Source organism: Paenibacillus sp. YAF4_2 (assembly GCF_052113225.1).
GTDB lineage: Bacteria > Bacillota > Bacilli > Paenibacillales > Paenibacillaceae > Pristimantibacillus.
In genome coordinates this window covers 86,305-109,382 of record NZ_JBFRCT010000002.1, presented here as the reverse complement: position 1 = coordinate 109,382, position 23,078 = coordinate 86,305, and the positions used below count along the sequence as shown (strand labels likewise).

Genomic DNA, 23,078 nt, shown 5'->3' with positions numbered 1-23,078 from the left:
TATAAAGCCCGATACGTTCATGCTTTTGGGTAATTGTACCACAGAGAAATATAAAGTTTGGATTAACATTTTCACAGAAATGAAGATATTCGCTATTAATTCTTTCATTTTTCTCATAAAAGAGCAGATTGTTTCTCATTTATTATCGATTTATACTGAACATATATTGTTTGGTCGTGAAGAACACGCCGTTTTGATAACCGTCCCCCATGAGGTGGGATGATGTCAAAACGGCGTTTTTTTGTGGTAACGGCACGAACAACGATACGAATGAGATTCTAATTTTTTAAAGGATGTGTTGTGCAATTATGAAATTCGACCATGCTTATGAAGAATGGATGAAATCCATGATTCAACAAGAAGAGAATCATCGAAGACGAGAATTACTTGAAAAAGGGCTTGACCATGGCACAGTTGAGTTTCTCCGTTCAGTCTGGTTCCCAGCCGTCCGCAACTTTAATCATTTATATCCGGAGTGGGAGGTTCGCGATTTCCATAACGGATACCGCTATCTTGATCTGGCGTATATGCCCGGCGGGGAAATGAAAGGCGGTATTGAAATTCAAGGCTATGGACCTCACGCAAGAGATTTGGATGTGAGGCGCTTCAAAGATCTGTGTTGGCGGCACTGCCTATTAACGCTTGATGACTGGATCTTTTTGTCGATTGCTTATTTATCCATCACAGATGAACCAAAGCGCTGTCAGCAGCTCGTGCTTTCCTTTATCGGAAAGTTTATTGCAACAGATGTGCCAGAGTCATTAGGCTGGCTTGAGGCGGAAACTATTCGCTATGCAACACGTTTACTGCGTCCTTTCATGCCATCGGAGCTCGCTTCTCATCTTCGGATTTCCGACCAGCATGCACGCCGGGTTCTACACAGCTTAGTTGAACACCAACTTCTCATCGTAGCCAGCGGCAAGCAGCGTTACCGTACATTTGCCCTACCCGCACAATTTCAAACAACTAAATGAAACTCTAACGAATCTACAACACGCTATTTGCTCAAAACTGATGGTGCCGGAGTTGTAACGAATCCTGGTATCGCTATTCCCCTCAAAAGTGCATCATTTTGTCTTCAACTAGCCAAATAGCGTTAACAGGATTCGTTAGATTCTTGAAGTAGCTGTTATTCGAGGAATATGCATCTGACGATTCGTTAGCGAGGTGGGTGGCTGGGTGAATGGTTTGTCAGAGGACAAGCAGGTGACGATCCACTAGAGGATAGAAGCCTCAATAAACAAAGACCCCCGGACATCCGGAGGTCTTCTTTCTAATAAAGACTATTTCTTAGGCAAGCCATTAGCATCTCTAATAAGCGAGAAGTATTGATCTGCCAATACCACTTGATACGAAGAATCAAGTCCAGCTGTGATGTTAGCCAAATCTGTAGGCGTCATGCCCCATGCGAGAATACCAAGGGATACGAAGAGCGGCGATTTGCCATCCCATTTCGCTTTTGCATCAGCAAGCGCTTTTTTCGCATCATTTACTGAGCCTACACCTAGAATGTTGGAAGTCGGAAGACCGTCAACGATATCTACTTTAGTGAAGTTATCCCAGCCGATGAAGATGCCCTTCGCATCATACTGATCGCGGTAAGCTGCATTGTTCGCTTTGCTGAGCGGCAGGTTTTCACCGTTCAAGCGGTTAAGCACATATGGAATTTCCATTCCAGTCTTCTTCATGTAATCTTTTGTATTCTTCAGGAATTCCGTGAGCGATTTCTCCGGCCATGCAGCCGGGTAGAAGTAACCTGCTCCGGAAGGTCCGGCAATAATCTGATCATTCGCTGTTGCTGTGCCGTAGAAGTAGTTCAGCATAGCTGGAGCAGCATCGTAGAGCAGCGGACTGGATGTCCAGTTGATTGGCACCTGGCCGCGTTTCGGGTCATCCCACAGGATCCGCAGCTTATGCTCGTTGTATTGAAGGTTGTCGCCTTCGCTGAACGTATACGTTACATAAATTTTATTATCCAGTTTCACCGGCTTTGGAGCTTTAGGCTTCGCAAAATTTGGTTTCGTTCCGGAGAATACGGTCAAGTTACTGAACCAGTCAGCTGCAAGAACGTACACGCCATGATTCGAAGCAACCTCTACCCCGCTGAATTCACCTTGGAAGTCATTGCTGAACCATCCAAGATACGGTGTACCAGGCTTCACATCGGATAAAATTTTCTCAAACAGCTCTTTTTCAGCCGGATCATTCGAATCCAGCCAGAATACCATTGCTTTGTTTGCTACGGCATAATCACGCAGGTAACCATAAGGCTCCTTCGTCTGAGAAGAGAACGGCTGGTCATTAGTGGCACTCACCTTGTACTCATTCCACATCTCGGCAGACATTGTAAGCTCCTTCGTGCCCGCAGGCGGAGTGAACTTATACGTGAAGTAGTTGCCGCCATCAGCAAAACGGTGACCGCCGCTTCCCGACGACACTTGGGAGCCTTGCGGGTCGTACAGGTAAGGCTTCTCATCAGCAGTACCCGGCAGGAAATGAGCGATCGTTTCTCCGTCAGCCTTCACCGTAATTTCATGAACGGCTGCTCCCCAGCCATCCTGGGTGAACGCATCTCCGAATTTCACATACACATCAGGCTTCGCTACAAATTGGGACAAGTCCATATCATACACCTGACGGTTTTTCGCATCGCGCTCTTCCGTTTTCTCCTGTGCTACAACCTTATATGTATCAGGCTGATTCGCAGGTGGACGTGCCGATACTTCAGGGCTGAGGCCCACGAGCATCCGGTGAGTCGTTTCTTTCCACAGATTCTCGTATTGCCATGTATAAGCATCTACCCGGTCTTTAAATTTCCCTTGAAGATCCTCGATCACCTTAAAGCCATACGGTGCAGCTTGCAGCTTCACAGCCAGCTCAGGACTTACAGCTACACCGTCACGAAGACCAGCCAGAGTTGTGGCCACGTTCACGGAATCCGGTACATTAGGGTCATAAATGATAATACCTTTAACTTCATTTTTATACTGCTTCAAAATATCATAATAATCATCTCGTACTTTATAATCGACGTTCAGATCATTCAACCATTTGAACTTACCCTCTTCCTTGTTTTCCAGAAGGTAGATTCGAGTTTCCTTCCTGTTCACGATGCCCTGCAAAGTGGAGAACAACAGCTTCACATCACCTGGTGCATCATAAATATCCGCTACCTCTAGCTGCTTGCCTTGCTTGAAGGATGGAAGCGCTTGATTATTTGGCCATGAAATGGCGGATCCTTGCGCCGCCGGCTGGGGCGTTGCATAAGATCCCGCCGAGAAAGACAGCGTACTGACAACAACTAAACTGATTGCCGTTAATTTTCGAATCATGTTCCCACACCTCTTATTATGAATTAGTGATGATGCATGCCTTTCGAAACSCTGACTCCCCACCTCCCAATGATTTAGCATAGAGTCCTTAACTCACAAGACATATTATATATATTATATATGTCATTTCAACTACTTCGACAAAATTTCCCAAATAAATAGTTCTAATTTAAGCCCTCCAAGGTCTTTAGTCGCATACTGCCATCCAAACAGCAAAACAAGAAAAAGGCCTCCGAAGAGGCCTTTTTACAGCACGATTAATCTTCAATTGCAGCTTTTCTGGCATTAATACTATGAATGACTTTAGGATCAAATTTCGGACGCCGGTCGTACGTGTACAACCCATTCACTTCCTGCTCCACATCATAAAGCTGCGTATAACAGAACCCAAACATCATTGGATGATCAAGTAAAGCATCCGTCAATCCCGCATACCGCGTAAGGAATTCATCTTCCGATTTCGGTCTGTCGCCGTAACCCCAAGACTTCTCATCCTTCTGATCCGGATTCCACCAAATGCCGCCATACTCGCTGACGAAATAAGGCTGTCCTTCGTACTTCTGCCGGTTCGGGAATGTATTAAATACTTCGCCACCGGCCTTCATCGGTTCGTATCTAGCCCGGAAAGTCTCCGGATTCTGATCATAGTCATGTATGTCAAATATATCCGTTATGACATGAAAATTACCACTTGTATCGATAACAGGGCGTGTCGGATCCATCCGCTTCGTCACCTCATAAACGATACGCAGAACATCATTGTTTTGCTTGGCACCATCCCGGTCCCATGTTTCATTAAACGGACACCAGCCGATAAGTGCAGGGTGATTAAAGTCCCGCTCCATTCCTTCGAGCCATTCCGGCAGGAACCGGGCTAAGCCTTCAGCTGCCGTAATATCAAGGCCCCAGTTAGCATGCTCGCCCCACACCAAATAGCCCAGCTTATCCGCCCAATACAGGAAACGAGGTTCGAACATTTTCTCATGGAGCCTTGCACCATTAAAGCCAAGACCCATCGATATTTCGATATCTTTGCGCAGATCATTATCAGACGGGGCGGTATAGACGCCATCTGGATAAAAACCCTGATCCAGCACAAGGCGCTGGAACACAGATTTACCGTTAATTCGAACCGCCATGCCATCCAGCTTAATCGTACGAAGACCAAAGTAAGACTGGACCGTATCACTCACTTGTCCTTGCTTCGCCAAGTTGATTTCCAGATCATACAGCTGTGGATGACCTGGCTCCCACAAGTGAATCTCAGACAAAGGAAGTGACAGCTTGACAGTCGCTCCAGACACCACGCTGGTGGCAGCACCAACCGCTCTTCCTTCATACAAGGCTGTAGCCGTTAACGTTGCTCCAGCACCCTCACCTCCGATCTTCACTTCTAGATGCGCACAATCGTTCTCCGGATCCGTTACAATCTTCATACCTGCCAAATAAGACTGAGGCACCTGCTCAAGCCAAACGGTCTGCCAGATTCCTGTCGTACGTGTATAATCACAGCCATGCGAATAGAATCTTTCACTTTGCTTTCCGCGAGGCTGCAGCCCGGAACGAACATCATCTTCTGCACAAACCGTAATCACATTACTTCCAGCTGTAACGGCTGGCGTAATATCAAAGTGGAAAGAAGAATAGCCTCCACGATGTGTGCCCACAGATACTCCGTTAACCCACACTTCCGTTTCATAATCCACAGCACCAAAGTGCAGCAGAATCTTGCCATTCAGCCAGCTGCCTGGTACAGAGATTTCTCTTCGATACCAGACAGCTGGCATGAAGTCCTTATATTCCACTCCGGAGAGCTTGCTTTCTGGGCAAAAGGGAACCGTTATCTTATCAGACAACACATGTGCGGATTGCTCATATCCGCGTTCTTTGCCACTTTTGCCATGATCGATTTCGAATTGCCATTCCCCATTCAAGTTGATCCAATTAGGCCGGACCCACTGAGGACGCGGGTATTCGGGACGCGGAAAATCAAGTTTCATACGTTAGTAAGCTCCTTTGCTCTTAGCCTTTAATCGAACCAACATAGACACCTTTTACAAAATATTTCTGTAGGAATGGATAGACCATCAAAATTGGAAGTGTTGAGAACACAATTGTGCAATACTTCACTAATTCACGGAATGCCGTAGCACTTGAAGCACTGTCGATGATAACGCCGCCGGCGCTGCCCTGTGAGGTTGCCGTAGAGTCATTCGCTACCAGAATCTCCTTCAGCAGCAGCTGCAGCGGGAATTGATCCCGATCTTTAAGCAAAACCATCGCATTAAACCAGGAATTCCAGTTGCCAACCAAATAGTATAAGAAGATAACGGCCAAGGTAGCTTTGGACAGTGGAATAATTACATTGATTAACAGCTTAATCTGACTTGCACCGTCAATAATTGCCGCTTCCTCGAGCTCCGTAGGAATGGATTGAAAGCCCGTCCGGAGCACAATCATATTCCACGTACTAAGCGCGGTTGGCAGAATCATAGCCCATAAATTGTTGTACAGGCCGATATCTTTCATCAATAAGAACCAAGGAATTAATCCCCCGCCAAAAAACATCGTAATCGTAATGATGATCATAATATATTTCTTGAAATATAAATCCCGTCTCGATAAAACAAACGCGCCCATAATCGTCATAATCATATTAACGAGTGTGCCAAGGCCTACATACAGGATTGTATTCTTGTATCCAACCAATAGACTGTTATCTTTGAAAATCAGCTTATAGCCGTCAATCGTAAACCCAAGTGGATTTAACAATATTCCTTTGTGTGCAACCAGCCTCGCCGGATCACTGACAGAAGCAAATAGGATATGGACGATTGGATACAGACAACACAAGGTTAAGAGAGCAAGTAAGAAATATATGATAATATCAAATACTCTGCTGCCAACGGAATAATATTTCATCGTACATGTATCCCCCTTCCTACCATAAGCTCACGTCAGATTTGCGGCTTGCTATTTTGTTCGTCACCCATAGAAGAGCAAAGTTAACCAGGGAACTGACTAAACCAACAGCGGTGGAATAGCTTAAGCTCGCTTCTCGTAAGCCTCTGCGGTAGACATAGGATGCAATAACATCCGCCTTGTCATAGGTTAATGGATTGTAGAGGAGAATGATCTTCTCATAACTCGAGGCCATTATGCCGCCTACGGCAAAGATAAACAGGATAACGATAACTGGACTGATCTGAGGGAGCGTAATATGCCACATTTTCCCTAGCCTCCCAATGCCGTCAATATCAGCTGCCTCATACAAGGTAGAATCGATCGAGCTCATCGCAGCCAGATAGATAATACTGGACCAGCCGATGGTCTGCCAAATATCGGAGAAGGTGTAGATCGGCCTGAAGAAGGAGGAATAGCCAAGCAGAGACGTATAGTCCTTGCCCGTAATCAACTGCAGCAGCTGAGTAACGACCCCTTCGTCTTCTGTAAAAATATGAATCATCCCGCACACAACAACAAGTGAGATAAAATGCGGCATATACGTGATCGTCTGAACCAGCTTCTTAAATTTACCGTCACGCACTTCATTTAACATCAAGGCGAGTATGATTGGAGCAGTAAACCCAAACGCAAGGCCCCAAACATTGAGGAGCAGCGTATTTTTCACAACTCTCCAGAAATATGGCCCTTCAAAGAAATCAATAAAATGCTTCAGCCCGACCCAATCGCTGTCCGCGAATCCAAGTAACGGCTTAAAGTCCTTAAAGGCAATCAAGAGACCCCACATAGGTCCGTAACAAAAAATAGCAAACCATGCAATGACCGGCACGGCCAGCAAATAAGCAAACCAGTTTTTTCTAACATCCTTCTTAATAATGAGACTTGTCTTCATGCACCCACCACCTTATTTCCAGGTATGGGCAAAGCCATTCGCGAAAATCCGCGAGCAGCCCTGCCCATTCACCCTCCTGAATTAACCGTTCGTTATCTTTGGTTATAACGATCAAGCGCTGCCTGATGGATGCTCAGGAACTCATCCAGTCCCATCTTCTTCGCTTCGCTCAGGAATTTATCGTACGCGCTTACCGGAAGCTGGCCCGAAATAATCTTCGCAAAATACTCGCCACGCAGCGTGGACAGCTGATTGCCAAGCTCGGCTTCACGGGATGCCTCATCTTGTGTAAATGTAATTGGCGGCATAGCTACGCTTGTGTCCATATTTTCCGTCCAGTACTTACGAATATCGCCCGAATAGCTGCCCTCTGCAACGATAAGCGGGTTAGAGTTATGCTCATCGCGGATATCAGGCCAGGAATGCATACGGTATTTCACAAGAGTAGTCGCAACTGGTTGACCATCTGGATCTTTGTAGATGTTGCTCTCTGGTTGGAAATAAGGCTTTCCGCTGTCATCAACCAAATGAGTCTTGCCGTACTCGCCGTAGTTCAGAATCTCCCAGCCTTTTTTGCTGTAGGCAAAATCAAGCCATGCCATTGCAGCTTCCACATCATCTGCTTGTGTTGTAATCGCAGCTGATCTGCCGGTTCTTTTAAAGTTTTTATAAGTGGTGGCTGCTTTATCGCCAGCGTTCAGCACGGGGTTCAAAGCACCTACGAAATCAATATTGTTTTGCTGCTTCCAGTAGCTCCACATCGTATCCGGGGAGTCCATCATAACAGCTGTTTTATTCGAAATGGCGCTTGCCATACGTTGGTTAAAGTCAGCAGTTGCCCAGTCACGATTCAGCAGCCCTTCTTTATTCCATTGCTGCATAGTTGTCAGGTAATCTTTCGCTTTGGGTTGTGCCGGACCCCATTGAACCTTGCCGTCAGCATCCATAAACGTCCAATCCCAAACGCCAAATGCACCGTTAATAATACCCGTAAAGATTTGGCCGTACGTAGAACCGTAGTTAAGCGGCTCGCTGTATCCAACTTCCTTTGCTTTTGTCAGGAAAGCATGCCATTCATCCATCGTAGTTGGAATTTCCATACCTGTCTTCTCGAGCGCTTCCTTCTTAATCAGCATGCCGAACCACATCCACTCAGAATATGGAGCAATGCCGTAAAAGCCGAGCAGCTTACCGCTGTCTGTTACCGTTGTTTTTCTTCTTGTCTCATCCGAGTTGCGCCATTCCGAATAGTTAGGTGTGTTCTTCTCCATCAAATCGGTCAAATCAAGGTAAGCACCATCTTTGAGGCCCGCTTCCATCCCACCTGGGTAACGTTCTGGCTCAATAATAATGTCAGGCAGCTCACCGGAGGAAATCATAAGGGTAAAGGCGTCTGCTTCCTGTCCTACTGGCGGCGTAATGAAGTTCACTTTAATGCCGGTCAGCTTCTCAACTTGCTTCTGCACAACCTGATTATTCATATCCGGGATATTCGAATCAGCCGGCAGCCATACGTCCAGCGTAACGTCCTTTTTATAAGGATAAGCCTCATAATGGCTTGGAATTTTCTCATCGTAAAGGTCACCGAGGTAAGTATCATTCATCGTGTTGTTGACTTCATCCATCTGCTCTTGAGTTGGCGTTTTATTCCCACGAATCGTCTGACTAATATCGGAGAAGGCTGCCGTTTCGGCTGGTGTCCCATTATCCGAGCTTTCTGTAGCAGCCGGCTCGGATGACTCCTTCGGATCATTATTGTTGCTGCATGCACCTAGAACAGAAACTGACATTGCGGACACAAGTAACAGGTTAAGCAAACGGTTTTTCATTTTACCCATTTTTATCCCCCTGCTTTCGCTTTTTAATAGGAGTGCCAATTTAAATTGTCAACGTTTTCATATTAAAATATTAGAACTAATAAAACTTAGAAATAGCAGACTTCGCTTAAATCAAGGACTTTAGATCGATTCCAATTCACAATAAAAGTAATTAGTTACAAAATTACTGTATCAATTAACAAAAAAATAATCCTTACTCGCCTGACGGAGCTTCCAAAGCTTGCTCATCTCCAAACGGAATGCCAAAGTCTGGTGTGCCGTCCGGATGCCAATCGAATTTCTGAATACGGGTTGCACGGAACTTCGTTTCAACTCCCACAGCAGGAAGGGCATGGAATACGATCCAATCTTCCGCGTCATCTGGAGACTTCGTAAAGCTGTTGTGCCCTGTAGCATACACGCTATTTTCCACGCTCTTGCGGAAAACAGGCTTCATCGATTTCGTCCAAGAGGACTGCAGCATAGGATCAGCCTTCTCATCCATCGTTAACATCCCTAACGCATAATCTTCCGACCATGTCGTACTGGCTGAATAGATGAGGAACACTCGTCCGTTCCGTTTCAAAATAACCGGACCTTCGTTAATGGCCATACCACCTTGCTTCTCCCAGTCCAAAGTTGGAGCGGTAAGTAAAGTCTGCTCTCCTTCTAACGTCCACGGATTTGTCATTCTCATGATATAAATCGCTGATCCATAATCCGGGAAATGCCCATAACCGGCATACAAGAAGTAGAGCTGGTCATGCATGATCAGCACGGAACCATCAAGGCCTGGAACAGGAGTATCAAGAGCGCTCTTCCATACCCACTCGCCTTCAAGCGGATCAGCCTCCGTATTCTCGAGTACACAAACTCTTCGTGAATCATCGCCGCCGCCATCATTAGCCGTATAGTAGATGTACCATTTGCTATCCAGATAATGAATTTCCGGTGCCCAAAGGTTGGAGCTATACCGTCCGCCTTGCTCCGGTGTCCAAATCGTTTTTTTGCGCCCCTCTGCAAGTCCTGTCAAACTAGCTGATTGTGTAAGTTCCAGACAGCCCCCTCGTGTACACATGAAGTAATAATAGCCGTCAGTATGCTTCAGCACCCACGGATCGGCAGCGCTTGCAACCACGGGGTTGAAGAAGTTTTTACGTTGTGTCATTTGCTCTCTCCTTTTTCTTGCTCCCTCATTTCATCTTACATTTTCTATTATCTAGGAGATTACCCTTTACCAACAATTACGAAAGCGCTTTACTTTTTATTCAAAAAAAGGAATAGCCAAATCGATTTCGTCGGTCGAAAAAAGCCATCTCAGAAGAGACGGCTTAATCGTTAAGCTCTATTTGATGTGTTTTTACGCCATTCAAGTGGCGTAACACCTACTGATTTGATAAAAAATTCATAGAAGCGGCTGGAGGAAGTGAACCCTACCTCGGTTGAGATCGATTCAATCGCCTTATCGGTCTGCTGCAGCAGCCGCTTTGCTTCCTGCACGCGAAGATTAATGATATATTGCTTGGGAGAAATGCCGATTGCTTCTGTAAACTTTTTCCGCAGATTGCTTTCTGACAGAAAATATCTTGATGCAAGCTCATGCACCGTTAAGCTGCTGTAGAACCTGGAGTGAATCTCCTTTAATACCTCTTGCATGATCGTCTGATCCGTCTTGTTCCCAGTTGACTGCGCCGTGTTTGTCTTATACCGCTGGAATAAGACCAGTGCCGTCTCGAAAGCAATCCGCATAATATTCTGGGAATCAATGCTCACATGATCGGATTTCCACTCATTCTCCAGCTGTAGAATACTCATCTCCGCCCAACGTGTGTCTTCTTCACTAAGTTTAATACTATGAATGCGGTTAGACTCATAACCGGAATGAAAGAGATACTGGCATTGAACCGGAAGCTCATTTTGAAAAAAATGAATCGAAACCCCTCGCCAAGGCACGGTACAAACAAAACCGTGATGAAGACCAGGCGGAATTAAAATAAGGCTGCCCGCCGTTACTTTCATATTTTGTTCAGGAGAGCTGTAATACCCTTCCCCTTCCAATATGAGCGTTAACTCATCATAATCATGTGAATGCGAAATAAAAATCCCGTCTCCGTCAATGGCATGAAAGGTATGCGGCTTAAAACGGTCAATGCTTTTAATAAAACTTTCATTGCACGGTCCCATCTTCCATCCCCCTTTAGGTTCCTTCATGAAGTCTTCTCAGCGTACAATTTAGTCAATCATCATTGCTATCTACACTTATACCATTACGCAATTTCGAAAAAAAAGAAAGTACTTCATTAATTAGAAGTATAGACAAAAATAAAGGACTATCCCATATGTCATTTAAAAATGACCATAGAATAGCCCATTGTTAAACTGATTTTTACGAAAGAACGTTCTCTACTTCCTTCAGCACCTTCAAGTACGCCATTTAGCCACTATTGATTCATTGAACGGAACTAACTTTTTAATCCGGTTAGAGTGATTCCCTCTACGAAATACTTTTGACCTATTAAGTAGAAGATAACACCTGGAGCAAAAGATAAGCATGTGGCGGCCATGGTAAGCGACCAATCACTTTTTAATTGGCCTCTAAAGTTGGTTAGTCCAAGTGCAATCGTATATTTATCACTCGAGTTAATGTAAATCATCTGTTGAAGCAAATCGTTCCATAACCCTATGAAGATAAACAACGCGACGACAATCATAGCAGGCCGGATAGCCGGCATAATAATGCTGAACAAAATGCGGAAGTACCCGGCACCGTCGATCGTTGCCGCTTGATCGAGTTCTCTTGGAATGGACATAATGAATTGACGGATCAAAAAGATATTAAAAGCGCCGCCGCCACAAAAATAAGGCAGAATCAATGGCCAGTAGCTGTCATGAATTCCTAGTCCACGCGTCCAACCGATGTAAAGCGGAATGAGCGTTACCATAGCAGGCAGAAGCATGGATCCCACACATAGTGCCCAGATCACCGTTTTCCCCCGAAATCTCAACCTTGCAAAAGCATATCCACACAATGTAGCCGTAAAGGTTCCTGCCAGACAGGAGGGAACGATAATCACCATCGTATTCCACAGGTATTTCCAGAACTTAAATATCTCTAGTGTCTTCTCATAGTTGGAAAACAACCAATTTTGCGGTAATAGAGAAGGGGGATATTTATAGATCTCGGCATTCGTCATGAGAGACGTGCGGAAAATCCACCAGATTGGAAAGAGCGCTAAAATGGTAAATACAAGGACGACGACAATCGTTAAAATGTTCATCATTCGGTCCCTGCGTTTTTTGCTTTTTAGTCTGCCCCCGTATGCTGCTACACTCATTTGTCGTCCCCTCCTTCACTATAAATCCATTTGCCCGACGTCTTAAACAATATGGCAGTAAAGGCCGCAAGAATAGCGAAAATAATGAAAGTAGTTGCGCAGGCATAGCCTAATTTGTAATTGACAAATGCCTGATCATACATGAGATAAGTCATGAATCGGGATGAATTACCTGGACCGCCATTCGTCAAAGAAAGTGCTGGTGTAACGACTTGAAGGTTTGCGATCAGACTCATCAATAGATTGTAGAAGATAATCGGTGTCATGCACGGTAATGTGATATGACGGAAGCGTTGCCAGCCGTTCGCTCCATCCATTTCAGCTGCTTCATGGTAAACTACGGGAACGTTTTGAAGTCCAGCCAAAAAGATAACGATCAAGTTACCTGCCAGCCAAACTGATATTAATGAGAGTGAAGGAACGACATAGCTGGAATCGGCGATAAAGAGAATTTTTTTCAGCCCGAGTTCGGAGAGAAGATAGTTGAAGAAGCCAAAATTCCCCTCATAAAGCCAAGACCATCCTACGTAGATCGCTGCAGCAGGCAAAACATACGGCACGTAGAATACCGCTCTGAAAAAACCTCTTGCGGGAATTTTACGATTCAGCAGCAGTGCAATAAACAGCGAATAGATCATGCTGCCGATTACCGATAAAATCGCAAAATAAATCGTCGCGATAATGGAATCTTTAATATAAGGATCCGTGGTAAATAGCTTGACATAATTATTAAAACCGATGAATTCGGGGTTTTTCAAGCCAGTCCAATTGGTCAAGCTAATGCCTAGCACTCCTACAAGAGGCAAATACGTCAGAAAGATTAATCCTAGGAAGGCTGGAATCAAACAAATATAAGCTACGCGTGCCTCGGCTGAAAAAATACGGGAACGGCGCTTTTGCGGTTTATTAATAGTTTCCATTTCTCGCTCCCCACCTCATGTTTAAAGGATGACCGCCGCTTGTGTTGTGCATGGCGGTCATCCTTCCAATCTTTATTATTGATTGCCTGTATGAGCGGCCTTCAAAGCATCAAGATTTTTGGAGATGGCGTCCTTAGCGGTCGTTTTACCCGTCCATACATCCCCCAGAACGGATCCTAGCAAGGTGTTAAATTCCGTTGTATTATTCGTATAGAACCAGGAAGCAGGTCTTGCTGCGGAAGATTGTGCATAATCAACTACGGCAGACTTATATTCTTCGTACGGTGGGAAGTTAGGATTTTCGAGCCATTTGTGGGTTAGTGTTTCGTCTGTATACCACTTCTCCAGCGTTGGCATCCAAATACCCGATGAGATGAGTGCCCAGTTATTTTCTTCAGAATTGTACCATTTCAGCCATTCCATTGCTTCTGCTGGATGCTTGGATTGAGAGAATACAACATTGGCGCCGCCTGTATTTAGAGTAACTTTATCCTTCATGTAAGGCAGTACAGCTACGCCGTAGTTTAGACCAGCTTCCTTCGCCGTATTTAAGCTAGTTCCCACGTTCCATGCACCATTCGTTGCCATAGCGACTGTACCTGCAATAATGGTACGTTGAATGCCATCATCGGTCTGTCCGACGGACAAAGGAGCAACATGATCTTTTAAGTACAGATCAGCAACTTTCTGAATGGCTTCGATGCTGGCGTCTTCCCCAACCCGAACCTCTGTACCGTCATTGGCATAAAAACCTCCGCCGTTACTAAGCGTCCAAGTTTCCAACTGCCACGGGAGATTTTCTACAGATGCACCGTACTGAACGATGCTTTGGGAATCGAAGCCATCCTCACCAGGATGTTTTCCTTTTTTATCGTTCGTCAATTTCTTGGCCGTCTCTACGAATTCGTCCCATGTCCATGCTTTATCGAGTGCGGATGGTGGATAAGGAACGTTCGCTTTGTCAAACATGTCTTTGTTATAGTAGAGTAGGAGGATTTCATTTGCAGCAGCGTATGCTACGGTCTTGCCTTCATATTTGTAAGCCAAGCTATCCAGCGGCTTGCTGTCACTTCCTTCATACATAGAGCTTACATCGTTAAGCATGCCTTGAGAGGACCATTGGATAACGCCATCCTCTTTTAACATGCCTGTATCGGGTAGTTGATCTGCTGTTGCAAGCGTATTCAATTTTGTCATGTAGCTTTCCCATGGAATCGCTTGCACTTCCACTTGAATTCTGTCTTGGGAGGCATTAAATTTGTCTGCCACCGATTGTGTGGTATTCCCCTCTTCCGCACTTCCCCACATCGAGTAGATAATTTTAACCTTTTCAGCTTTGGAAGACGACGTTGCAGGTGCTTTGGTAGCATCTGTTCCGGGTGATGCAGTATTTGTCTCGTTATTTCCGCTGTTTCCATTGTTTCCGCAACCAACGACACTCATTACCAATGCAGCCGATACAAGACCTACCCCAAGTTTCCTTCCCGTTTTCATTGACCCCGATCTCCCTTCAAAATTCGCTTTAATTTATATGTCTAACCGTTTGACTCAAACGCTCAAAATCTCTACGCTTTAGAGTTAAACGTTTAACATCGAACCCACTCATATTGTGCCATTTTTAATGATAGAACGAAACCGATTATTTCAACCTGTTCTTTTCATATTTCAACCATTGAAAAGGCTTACAAAACAATTGTATCAGTTTCACTTAACCACTCCGCTTGTTTTTGGGTAAAAGTTAAACGTTTAGCAAAATTCCAATCTCGTCTGGACTAAGCAAGCTATTAAGGATATCTTATTCCAATTTTTATAACTTTTCAACCATTTAAACAAAATCTACTAATTAAATCCGACATCCTTTCTATATACTCTTCCCTATGGAATAACAGAGCAAAGAACACATTCTGCAGACGAGTTGCCGCTGCAGTAATGTGTTCTTTATTTTACGCTTTGAGCATTCTGAGAATGACCGTAATTGCCTCTGCACGGGTTGCAGGTGCATTTGGAGCAAATTGATTATGTTTATTTCCTTTCATAATACCGAGCTCAACTGCTGTCTTCACAGAAGGGATAGCCCATGCCGGTATCTTATCCAGATCAGCGAACTTTAACTTAATAGTGGAGCTTGTTTCTTTAGCAAGTGCACGTACAATGATGGCTGACATTTCTGAGCGAGTAATCCATTTGCTTGCCCCAAATGTATTATCCGCATAGCCGGTAATCAGCTTTGCTTCAACCGCTGTTTGCACATAAGCTCTCGCCCATACAGGAATCTCTTTACTATCTTTAAAGGTCAGACCTTTACCGTCACTTGTCTGGAGCTTCAAAGCCCGAACGATCATCGTTGCAAATTCTGCCCTGGTTACTTCCAGATTAGGCTTAAAGGTTGCATCCGAATAGCCGGTCACGAAGCCCAGACTAACAGCTTCATAGATCGAAGCTTCTGCCCAATGTCCCTTAACATCTTTGAAAGTCAGCAAATTGGGATCATCAATAACCGTTGCCGTTACTTTAGGCTCTAATTCAACCATGTCCAGCTTCGAATCAACAAGCTTTATATTGCTAAGCTTAATAGAGGTTGTCCCAAATCCAATACGTTTAAAGGTTATCGTGGACAGCTCCACGTCCCCTTTCTCACCAGCAATCTCTCCCATCTTCGTATGAGCAATCCGGAGCGTATTTGAGCTGAGGATAGGGTCTACGGAGAACCCTTTAATCACCGTTTCCGCTTTGCTGAATGCAAGAATTTTCTCATCATAGGATAACTCAAAATCATAAGCGTACATATCCGTCAGTCCATGTCCCAGAATAGCCAGCTTTACATCTTTACCCGAATAACTAACCTTTAAGTCGAACGTGGCATTTGCCTCTTTAGCCATAGCAGTCCCCTGCGAAACTCCAATAACCAGGATGACGATCGATAACAGCATAACTAACTTTCGTTTCAACATGCGTATCATCCCTTCATAAACGATGGAGGAAGGCGCTTAAAGCGCCTTCCCTCTTAAGTCCACGTTACCGATTGTTTATTGCTGTAACCAATTCCCTACGATCATACGTGCTACTGCTGCCAATTCAAGAATCGTAATCTCATGATTATCGAACAAATCTGCCTTCTCTACGATATCCCAACCAGGTTGATCTTTCTTAACACCGTAATATTTAGCGATGATCGATAGATCCTGAATCGTAATGGATGTCGCTCCAGGCACAAGAGTAACAATCTTCGAAGCGAATGATGATATAGCTTCATTTAATGTTACTACCGCTGCATCAACCATCGACTGTGAGGTCCCATTGCTGCTCTTCACGTTGTTCGCTGCTACAATGGCTGCTTGAAGATTCGTGATTGCAGCTGCTGGATATTGACCAATTTTGTCACCAGCTGTTGCTTTCGTAAGTTTAGCTTGAGCAGCAGCAATCGCTTGATTTAAGGCTCCCAAGTCAACGGAAGGCGTAGTCGTTGGATTCACGCTGGCTCGGAATGTGCTCAGTGCTGTCGTTAATGTAGACACAGCCAAGTCCACATCGGATTGCGTTACCGTAGTACGATCACGAACAATAATTGCAGCATCAATCGCAGCTTGAAGTGCCGCCTTCGTACCCGTTGGATATTGGCCCGGCGCTGATCCTTCTACTGCAGAGCTTAATGCTTGCTCAGTATCTGTAATGGCTGTATTCAATGCCGCTTTATTGATAAGGATAATCGAACCGCTAAAGACGGTTACTGCATGATCCAACGCTTCAAACGCATTTACAACGTCAGTTTGTGTTGCTGCTCCATTTTGCACCACTACTGATGCACTATTAATTGCAGCTTGTAAGATTGCTTTTGAACCGATTGGATATTGACCCTCTTGGTTTCCTTCAACTGCTGCATCAAGGAGTTCTTGTGCTGCTGCAATCGAAGCAATCAATGTCGTCTTATCCGCCTGCACAACTTGTATGTCTACCGCAGCCAGAGAGGTGTCGAGTAACGTATAATGGCTCTCGTCTCCGACCATTTCCTGCTTGGTTACGGCAACATTTGTGGTTCCGGCAGTTGCATCCGCCTTGGCATTGCCGTGAAGAACAAATAATTCGCCGTCACCTGATAAGAAGGTTCCGGTAATTCCCATAATAATCAAGATGTCTCCTGTCTCTGGTTTCACAGCTGTCTCAAGAACTTGGAGTCCATCCCGCGAGGAAGTAATGGAGCCTTCATCCAAGACGTTCACACCATCATTTAGTGAAGTAGCAAACGTAATCATAGCCGGATCATACTTCAACTCCACGCTTATCATATTAAAGTCATGAGTCAATCCGGCAACGCCAACCGGAAGGTTAATCGATTGACCCACAACCACTGGTGATGAAGGACCGCTAATGGTGGCCACGGCATCCCTTATCTCCCCTTCCGGAATCACAACTTCCTTATCAGGGCTGGCATTTAGAGAACCAGTTTGCATATACCGGACAAAATACGTGCCGGCACTGAGGCCTGTAACCTCCGCTCCCGTAATTGCCGTATACTGTTCCGCACCTTCCTTCTTGTACTCCATTGCCGATGTCACGCCAATCAGCTTACCGTCATTTCCGTTGAATATGGTCGGCATAACTCCAGCTGGCGTTGTAGGTGCCGGCTGATTCTGATTAGTCACCGCTTGGGAAACTTCCCATTCCCATAAGCCAACGCCATTTCCATTCCGGGCTTTCTTTGTCATCGTGACACGCAGAGATTTAACCTCCAGAGCCGGATCAAATCCATATAGATTTGAGGAACCTACTGGAGTAGTAAGCGCTGTAATGCCTGTGGTAATGGTCCCTGCCGTTACCCAATCATTCGTTTGGCTATTCATTGGGATGTAGGAATAGGTTAACTTTGTAGGTGCTTCTATGCCGCCATTATCCGTCCACAGCATCAAATTTGAGCCTTCGATTGTTGCACCCTGAGGCCAATCATATTGCACCCATTCTTCAGAGCTTGTATTGCCCCACGAACCCCAATGTGGGTTGCTAGTTGAAGTTTTTAACCCGTCATTTGCTGCAGGAAGACTTTCCCAAGACGAAGTGAAGCTGGCGGAGAGGCTGGCTGCATACGCCATATTCTTATCGCGCGGACTCAAGAGCCGCAGATCTGCCAGCAGCTTTTCAATGGCTTGAGCAACGTCCTCTTCTGTAGCTTCCTTATTACTCATCACAGCGGAAGCGCCAGCCTTCGCATCAGCAATCGGTGCAAGACCTTGATCGACGAAGTTCGCAGCTTTTAATGAATTTGCAAAGTTAATAACCTGAACCAGCTTCGACTTGTCTGTCCCTCCCGTATATCCATTTACCTTCCATTCCAAAATACCGATCCCAACGGTGACAGGTTTCATGTCAAGCCTAGCGCCGGTAATATAGGCAGGCTCAAAAGTAGTCGTGTTGTATTTATTCAAAGCATTCCCAAGTCCTGTTACTCCTCTTGGCGTGTACCAATTTCCATCTGCATCACGAAGCTGAAGCTTCATATCCGTAGGTTGGAAATTCCCGCCACCGTCACGGAAGACATATACATCCATCGAAGAGGCAAGGAATGGCTCATCCCACTGATACATGACCCATGCTGGTTCTCCTTCTCTTCCCCAGTTGTGCCATGCACTGTTAGCAGCACCTTTGGATGCCGAGAAATCCGATGAGCTTTTTGGTTCGTTACCGTTATTCATCGCCTCAGGATATCCATCACCACCAGAGAAACTGGCTGAAGGTTTCGCCGATAGAGCGTTGTTCTGTGCTGGTGCTTTCACGACATATACCGTGGCACGTACCTTCAATTCGCTGTCTACGATATTACCCTCGACTACGAATTCACCTGCTTTCGCGTAGCTGGCTGGGTCAATCTCATTCCAATTGATCACGCTTGTCTTATATCCGTCATCCAACAGAATATCCATCTGTGCAGGAAGTGTTGGAGCCGTGTTTATTTGCGTCACAACGCTGAGTGCCTTGTAGGCGCCATCGGCGTCTTTCGAGATATTAATCGTTACATCCTTGCTGGACGTCTTGCCTTCATCAGCTGCTGTAAAGGTAAGCACATAGGTGCCTGCCTTACTTATGCGGGCATATGCATTTGCTTTGTCGCCGCTAACAAAAGTAACATCCGCTGATCCATCCGGTTTTTGCTTCACCGTCCACCCATACGTCCATACGGGATCAGATACCGCGCTGTACACCGGATCAGGAGTCGCCTTGCCGGATAATACGAGAATACTGCTATTCGAAGCATCCTGGACCGCAGTCACTTCACCAATGACTGGAGGCTGTTTTTCAGGTGGAGCAGCTAGCGAGAAGGTCAGTTCGTTTGAAGTGCTCTCTTGCCCGTCAGCAGCGGTGAGTCTGACCGTATAAGAGCCTTCTTTGGTACCATTTGCTCGTGTGACTGTTGACTTAGGATTGGTAAAGCTCAGCTTGCCGCCTTCCGGAGTGCTGACAACTTCCCATTGGTAGGTCAACGTTCCATTTGGTGCGCCGTCATCGGTTACACTTCCGTTCATCACAAATGGAATCATCGCCTGTGGGTTTTGCGTCGTCAACTCTGCAGTAACCTTCGGCGCTTGATTTTCACCCGTATCTGCTTTTTCAATGGTCAATACAGCCGTTTGCGCACTGTTCATTTCGAACATTGCCGTACCTTTATTGTTCTGTACATAGAACTGTCCAGCATCTTGATTATCAAGCTTCATTGTATAATAACCGTTCTCTAAACCTGCCCCATCGAAATCAATCTTTGAAGCGTGCTCGCTTTTAGCAAGATTCGAGAGCTGCAAATGAAAGGCCTTGCCGTCTCTTTGTATCTCTGCACTTTCAATTTTGTCACTTTCCGAGACTAGGAATATTTTTTCATCAATAAGGTTGATACGTTTGCCAAAACCGTCCTTTGGTGTGATATGGTAAGTGCCGCCTACGTCAGTGACCAAAGCACCATACCCGAAAAGACCAAATACCGGATCGGTGACAATATCAGAACTGATACGCAGCAATGAGCCATAGAGTCCTTCTTCTGATTCGCCGGAAAAGTCCTGCCAACCGTTGTTCATAACGCGCGTACCGCCATCATTTACGTTTTTGGTACCCGTTCCACCCTTCTGGGCGTTATATCTCCAAGCGATGCCGCCTACGGACTGTGCCGAAATCTGTCCCATATTGACGGCATTGAAATTTGAAATTTTCGCTGCGTAGTTACGCTGTTGTGCGACAGCAGTCTGTTCCCCAGATCTTCCATCATCCTCATAGCGGAGCCAGTCGTCCATAATGGATCCTGCCAAAGAAGCGGTATATTGGAAGTTCCACCAGCCTTCGCCGGCGCGGAATACCGGTACGGAATAATAGTACCAGGCAGGCTGAATGCCTCGCATTGCACGAGTCTTCAAGTCATCCATTCCCATACTTTTCAACGCTGCGGCAGCCCGCGCGTCTTCAGGGTAGTAGGTGCGCAGCGCTTTGGCTGCAGAATAAGCCCCTTCTTCGCCAGTATTGTCATATTCAAATTCTGACCCGTAAGGATAAGAGGCGTTTGTCACGTTCCGTCCTTTGGTTTGAGCGAACTTCTTCTTCAGATTCTCATATTCCGTCAGCATTCCCTCTTCTTTAAGTGCCTCGATCATATCTGGTATCTGCTGCTCACCATAGAATCCGGTTGCTCCGCTGGAGACACGGTTATAGTAGATGCCGTAAGCCTTTTCCAGATAGTATTGCGGCGTTTCACGATACTCTACCAAATTCGGATATGCCTTTTGGATCCGATACATGTTGAAATAGCCAGTAGATTCCATCATCTCGGAAAACGTCCGTACATAAGGTTTTTCTGAATTCGTATAAACCCCTGAATCTTTCAGGTAATTCGCAACCGTAAAGCTGTTCTGCGTATCTTTCATATACTTTTCCCACATAAAGTCGATCAAGTAGTTTTCAATGGATCGAATTTCATCAGGATTTGGATCAAGAACATTCTTCATGGTCATGAAGTTGATGTTATCGTGGCTCCAGTCATCTCCCCAATGGCTGGTCGTCGTGTCAAGGCCGGTTGTAAGATACCAGTCACGGTAGATGCCGTAGGTAGGACTATTCGGGTCCTTATCCTGCGTTTTATCTACCATAAATTCGGAGTGAGCTTGCGAGGTTTGATCAAGCTCTGCAAGAATATTAAATTCAAACTGAGTAAACTTATCCGTTTGTTCCGTACCGGACTTCAGCTTATAATTCACACGTACGCTGTTATTGCCTATATTGCCAAACTTAAGCGAATAGATATGATGCTGTTCACCGTTAACAACCTTGGTTTCCACAAACTGTACGGATTCTGAATATCCCGGATTCCCGTCAGGCAGTCCGCGTCCGGCGCGGGTATTGTTGACCATGGCGCTTCTGGTCTGGCCTGCCTTGATAGTCGGGATATGCGCGGCATCAAACGGATCATTCTCGTCAACAGACTGAATATCTACTGACTGTACGTCGATGAGGCTGTCGTCGTAATGCAGATCCAGCTTGACAGGCATATTGATCGCAGCCTGGAAGCCGGGCAGCGCTACAGCATCAATCATGCCTGATTTGTACAAATTGGAGCGAAGGTTAGCCTCACGTTCTTCCATAGAAGTAGAAGCATTATTTGGACTTTGAGCATTTTCTTGCGGATCGTTGTTGCCTGCGCGTACCGCTGAAAATTTAAACTTATATGTTTTTTGCTCATCCGGCGCCAAAACCAAGCTGGTGGCATCAGTAAAATAGCCACGGCCGGTTTTCTGTATATCTTTGGAGTGAATATATAGAACATTCAGCCCCGGGAACCAGCCACCGCTGTCACCAACCCAGTTGGAGTAAAGACTTCCATTGCGAAGTTCACCCGTGTCACCCAACCAATAATCAACATATTCAATGCGTGCGCCACTTTCCGGTACTGGGGCAAACATCATGAAATTCCCTTCACCGCTTGTTCGGATCGCATAGGAATATCCACTATCGGCGCCGGCAAAATTATGTACCGTAACCCGGTTGTCATAGGTATCTGATACTGATTGATATTTATTATTCCAAGGCATCGGCAAGCCGATATCACCAAATTCCATGTACTTGCTGCTTTTGTTTTTTAACGTGATTTCCCATAGCATCGAACCATCATTGGTATCCATATCAAATACAGACTTCACGTCAAAACCTTTCATCACCCGAGCAGCTGTGGAATCTAGATTCTGTCCGATAAAGTCGACTTCTACTTTCTTGCCGTCTGCTGAAGCCTGCTTCGTAAAGTATTGGTTAGTAGGATTGATGGTCGTATACTTGGTTGATCCGCCAGCTGCCAATGTTTTATTTGTATCCACTTCTACAAAGCCAGTCCTGTCGTTAGGGAATTGCTCGCTGTCACCGGTACGGTAAGAAAAAATCATTTCACCCATCCATTGGTGCTGGACGTCGTTTTGTGGCGACGTATTGTTGGGCAAAACAAAATTGATAGGTTTGCCGCTTTTGTTTGTTGGGTTGTTTTGGATAAATAATTCTTCAATCTGCCCTAAATCACCGACCTTGGCAGAAAGACTAGCATTGGAAATACTATTCGTTGCTGCGGCTGCCGAAGGCACCGCGTTAACCCCCAAGGGCAGCACTTCGAAAAATAACACAAATGCAGTAGCCAGTGACATCAACTTTTTAGTCGTCGTTTTCATCTTAACCTCCTGTTTACTTTTCGTAGTCTTATCCTGGTGATTGCCTCCAATTAAACGTTTAGATTATAAGTTTTATGGCAATGACTTTCCGCATCTCATCCCATAAATCCCTACTCCTTCCTCTAATCTCCTCAACGGAAAGCG

The 23,078-nt window shown here is 45.4% G+C and carries 13 protein-coding genes; 1 reads left to right on the top strand and 12 read right to left on the bottom strand.

The features are described 5' to 3' along the window. Nucleotides 1-308: 308 nt before the first annotated feature. Complete coding sequence (locus AB4Y93_RS04485) at nucleotides 309-974, top strand: transcriptional regulator (RefSeq protein ID WP_441889409.1); 666 nt, start codon at nucleotides 309-311, stop codon at nucleotides 972-974. Nucleotides 975-1,283: 309 nt separating this feature from the next. Here AB4Y93_RS04485 and AB4Y93_RS04480 read toward each other — a convergent pair whose 3' ends face one another. The 12 genes from AB4Y93_RS04480 to AB4Y93_RS04425 all read right to left on the bottom strand — a co-directional run bounded on the left by AB4Y93_RS04480 (nucleotide 1,284) and on the right by AB4Y93_RS04425 (nucleotide 22,934). Continuing rightward, a complete protein-coding gene (locus AB4Y93_RS04480) occupies nucleotides 1,284-3,332 on the bottom strand; it encodes a GxGYxYP domain-containing protein (RefSeq protein WP_441889407.1) in 2,049 nt (682 codons plus the stop codon). Between the two features lie 257 nt (nucleotides 3,333-3,589). Continuing rightward, on the bottom strand, nucleotides 3,590-5,332 hold the full coding sequence (locus AB4Y93_RS04475; protein WP_441889405.1) for a glycoside hydrolase family 2 protein: 1,743 nt from the start codon (nucleotides 5,330-5,332) through the stop codon (nucleotides 3,590-3,592). 22 nt (nucleotides 5,333-5,354) lie between these two features. After that, on the bottom strand, nucleotides 5,355-6,254 hold the full coding sequence (locus tag AB4Y93_RS04470; RefSeq protein WP_441889403.1) for a carbohydrate ABC transporter permease: 900 nt from the start codon (nucleotides 6,252-6,254) through the stop codon (nucleotides 5,355-5,357). A 19-nt stretch (nucleotides 6,255-6,273) separates the two neighbouring features. Continuing rightward, the gene (locus AB4Y93_RS04465) at nucleotides 6,274-7,188 is read right to left on the bottom strand and encodes an ABC transporter permease (protein ID WP_441889401.1); all 915 of its coding nucleotides are present in this window, start codon (nucleotides 7,186-7,188) and stop codon (nucleotides 6,274-6,276) included. Nucleotides 7,189-7,280: 92 nt separating this feature from the next. After that, the gene (locus AB4Y93_RS04460; RefSeq protein ID WP_441889399.1) at nucleotides 7,281-9,026 is read right to left on the bottom strand and encodes an extracellular solute-binding protein; all 1,746 of its coding nucleotides are present in this window, start codon (nucleotides 9,024-9,026) and stop codon (nucleotides 7,281-7,283) included. A 193-nt stretch (nucleotides 9,027-9,219) separates the two neighbouring features. Further along, entirely contained in the window at nucleotides 9,220-10,173 is a 954-nt protein-coding gene (locus AB4Y93_RS04455) for a glycoside hydrolase family 43 protein (protein WP_441889397.1), read from the bottom strand. A 170-nt stretch (nucleotides 10,174-10,343) separates the two neighbouring features. Further along, complete coding sequence (locus AB4Y93_RS04450; RefSeq protein ID WP_441889395.1) at nucleotides 10,344-11,189, bottom strand: AraC family transcriptional regulator; 846 nt, start codon at nucleotides 11,187-11,189, stop codon at nucleotides 10,344-10,346. Nucleotides 11,190-11,467: 278 nt separating this feature from the next. Beyond that, nucleotides 11,468-12,340: a carbohydrate ABC transporter permease gene (locus AB4Y93_RS04445; protein ID WP_167279787.1), complete on the bottom strand. Its 873-nt coding sequence runs from the start codon at nucleotides 12,338-12,340 to the stop codon at nucleotides 11,468-11,470. After that, on the bottom strand, nucleotides 12,337-13,260 hold the full coding sequence (locus AB4Y93_RS04440; protein ID WP_441889392.1) for a carbohydrate ABC transporter permease: 924 nt from the start codon (nucleotides 13,258-13,260) through the stop codon (nucleotides 12,337-12,339). Before AB4Y93_RS04440 ends, AB4Y93_RS04445 begins: the two co-directional genes overlap by 4 nt. Before the next feature lie 75 nt (nucleotides 13,261-13,335). Further along, entirely contained in the window at nucleotides 13,336-14,754 is a 1,419-nt protein-coding gene (locus tag AB4Y93_RS04435) for an ABC transporter substrate-binding protein (protein WP_441889390.1), read from the bottom strand. A gap of 449 nt (nucleotides 14,755-15,203) precedes the next feature. Then, complete coding sequence (locus AB4Y93_RS04430; RefSeq protein WP_441889388.1) at nucleotides 15,204-16,211, bottom strand: S-layer homology domain-containing protein; 1,008 nt, start codon at nucleotides 16,209-16,211, stop codon at nucleotides 15,204-15,206. A 75-nt stretch (nucleotides 16,212-16,286) separates the two neighbouring features. Then, nucleotides 16,287-22,934: a DUF5695 domain-containing protein gene (locus AB4Y93_RS04425; RefSeq protein WP_441889386.1), complete on the bottom strand. Its 6,648-nt coding sequence runs from the start codon at nucleotides 22,932-22,934 to the stop codon at nucleotides 16,287-16,289. Nucleotides 22,935-23,078 lie beyond the last annotated feature (144 nt).

Excerpts from the sequence above, each read along its gene's own strand:
- AB4Y93_RS04485 (WP_441889409.1), top strand. The coding sequence starts at position 309 with ATGAAATTCGACCATGCTTATGAAGAATGGATGAAATCCATGATTCAA.
- AB4Y93_RS04480 (WP_441889407.1), bottom strand. The coding sequence starts at position 3,332 with ATGATTCGAAAATTAACGGCAATCAGTTTAGTTGTTGTCAGTACGCTG.
- AB4Y93_RS04475 (WP_441889405.1), bottom strand. The coding sequence starts at position 5,332 with ATGAAACTTGATTTTCCGCGTCCCGAATACCCGCGTCCTCAGTGGGTC.
- AB4Y93_RS04470 (WP_441889403.1), bottom strand. The coding sequence starts at position 6,254 with ATGAAATATTATTCCGTTGGCAGCAGAGTATTTGATATTATCATATAT.
- AB4Y93_RS04465 (WP_441889401.1), bottom strand. The coding sequence starts at position 7,188 with ATGAAGACAAGTCTCATTATTAAGAAGGATGTTAGAAAAAACTGGTTT.
- AB4Y93_RS04460 (WP_441889399.1), bottom strand. The coding sequence starts at position 9,026 with ATGGGTAAAATGAAAAACCGTTTGCTTAACCTGTTACTTGTGTCCGCA.
- AB4Y93_RS04455 (WP_441889397.1), bottom strand. The coding sequence starts at position 10,173 with ATGACACAACGTAAAAACTTCTTCAACCCCGTGGTTGCAAGCGCTGCC.
- AB4Y93_RS04450 (WP_441889395.1), bottom strand. The coding sequence starts at position 11,189 with ATGGGACCGTGCAATGAAAGTTTTATTAAAAGCATTGACCGTTTTAAG.
- AB4Y93_RS04445 (WP_167279787.1), bottom strand. The coding sequence starts at position 12,340 with ATGAGTGTAGCAGCATACGGGGGCAGACTAAAAAGCAAAAAACGCAGG.
- AB4Y93_RS04440 (WP_441889392.1), bottom strand. The coding sequence starts at position 13,260 with ATGGAAACTATTAATAAACCGCAAAAGCGCCGTTCCCGTATTTTTTCA.
- AB4Y93_RS04435 (WP_441889390.1), bottom strand. The coding sequence starts at position 14,754 with ATGAAAACGGGAAGGAAACTTGGGGTAGGTCTTGTATCGGCTGCATTG.
- AB4Y93_RS04430 (WP_441889388.1), bottom strand. The coding sequence starts at position 16,211 with ATGTTGAAACGAAAGTTAGTTATGCTGTTATCGATCGTCATCCTGGTT.
- AB4Y93_RS04425 (WP_441889386.1), bottom strand. The coding sequence starts at position 22,934 with ATGAAAACGACGACTAAAAAGTTGATGTCACTGGCTACTGCATTTGTG.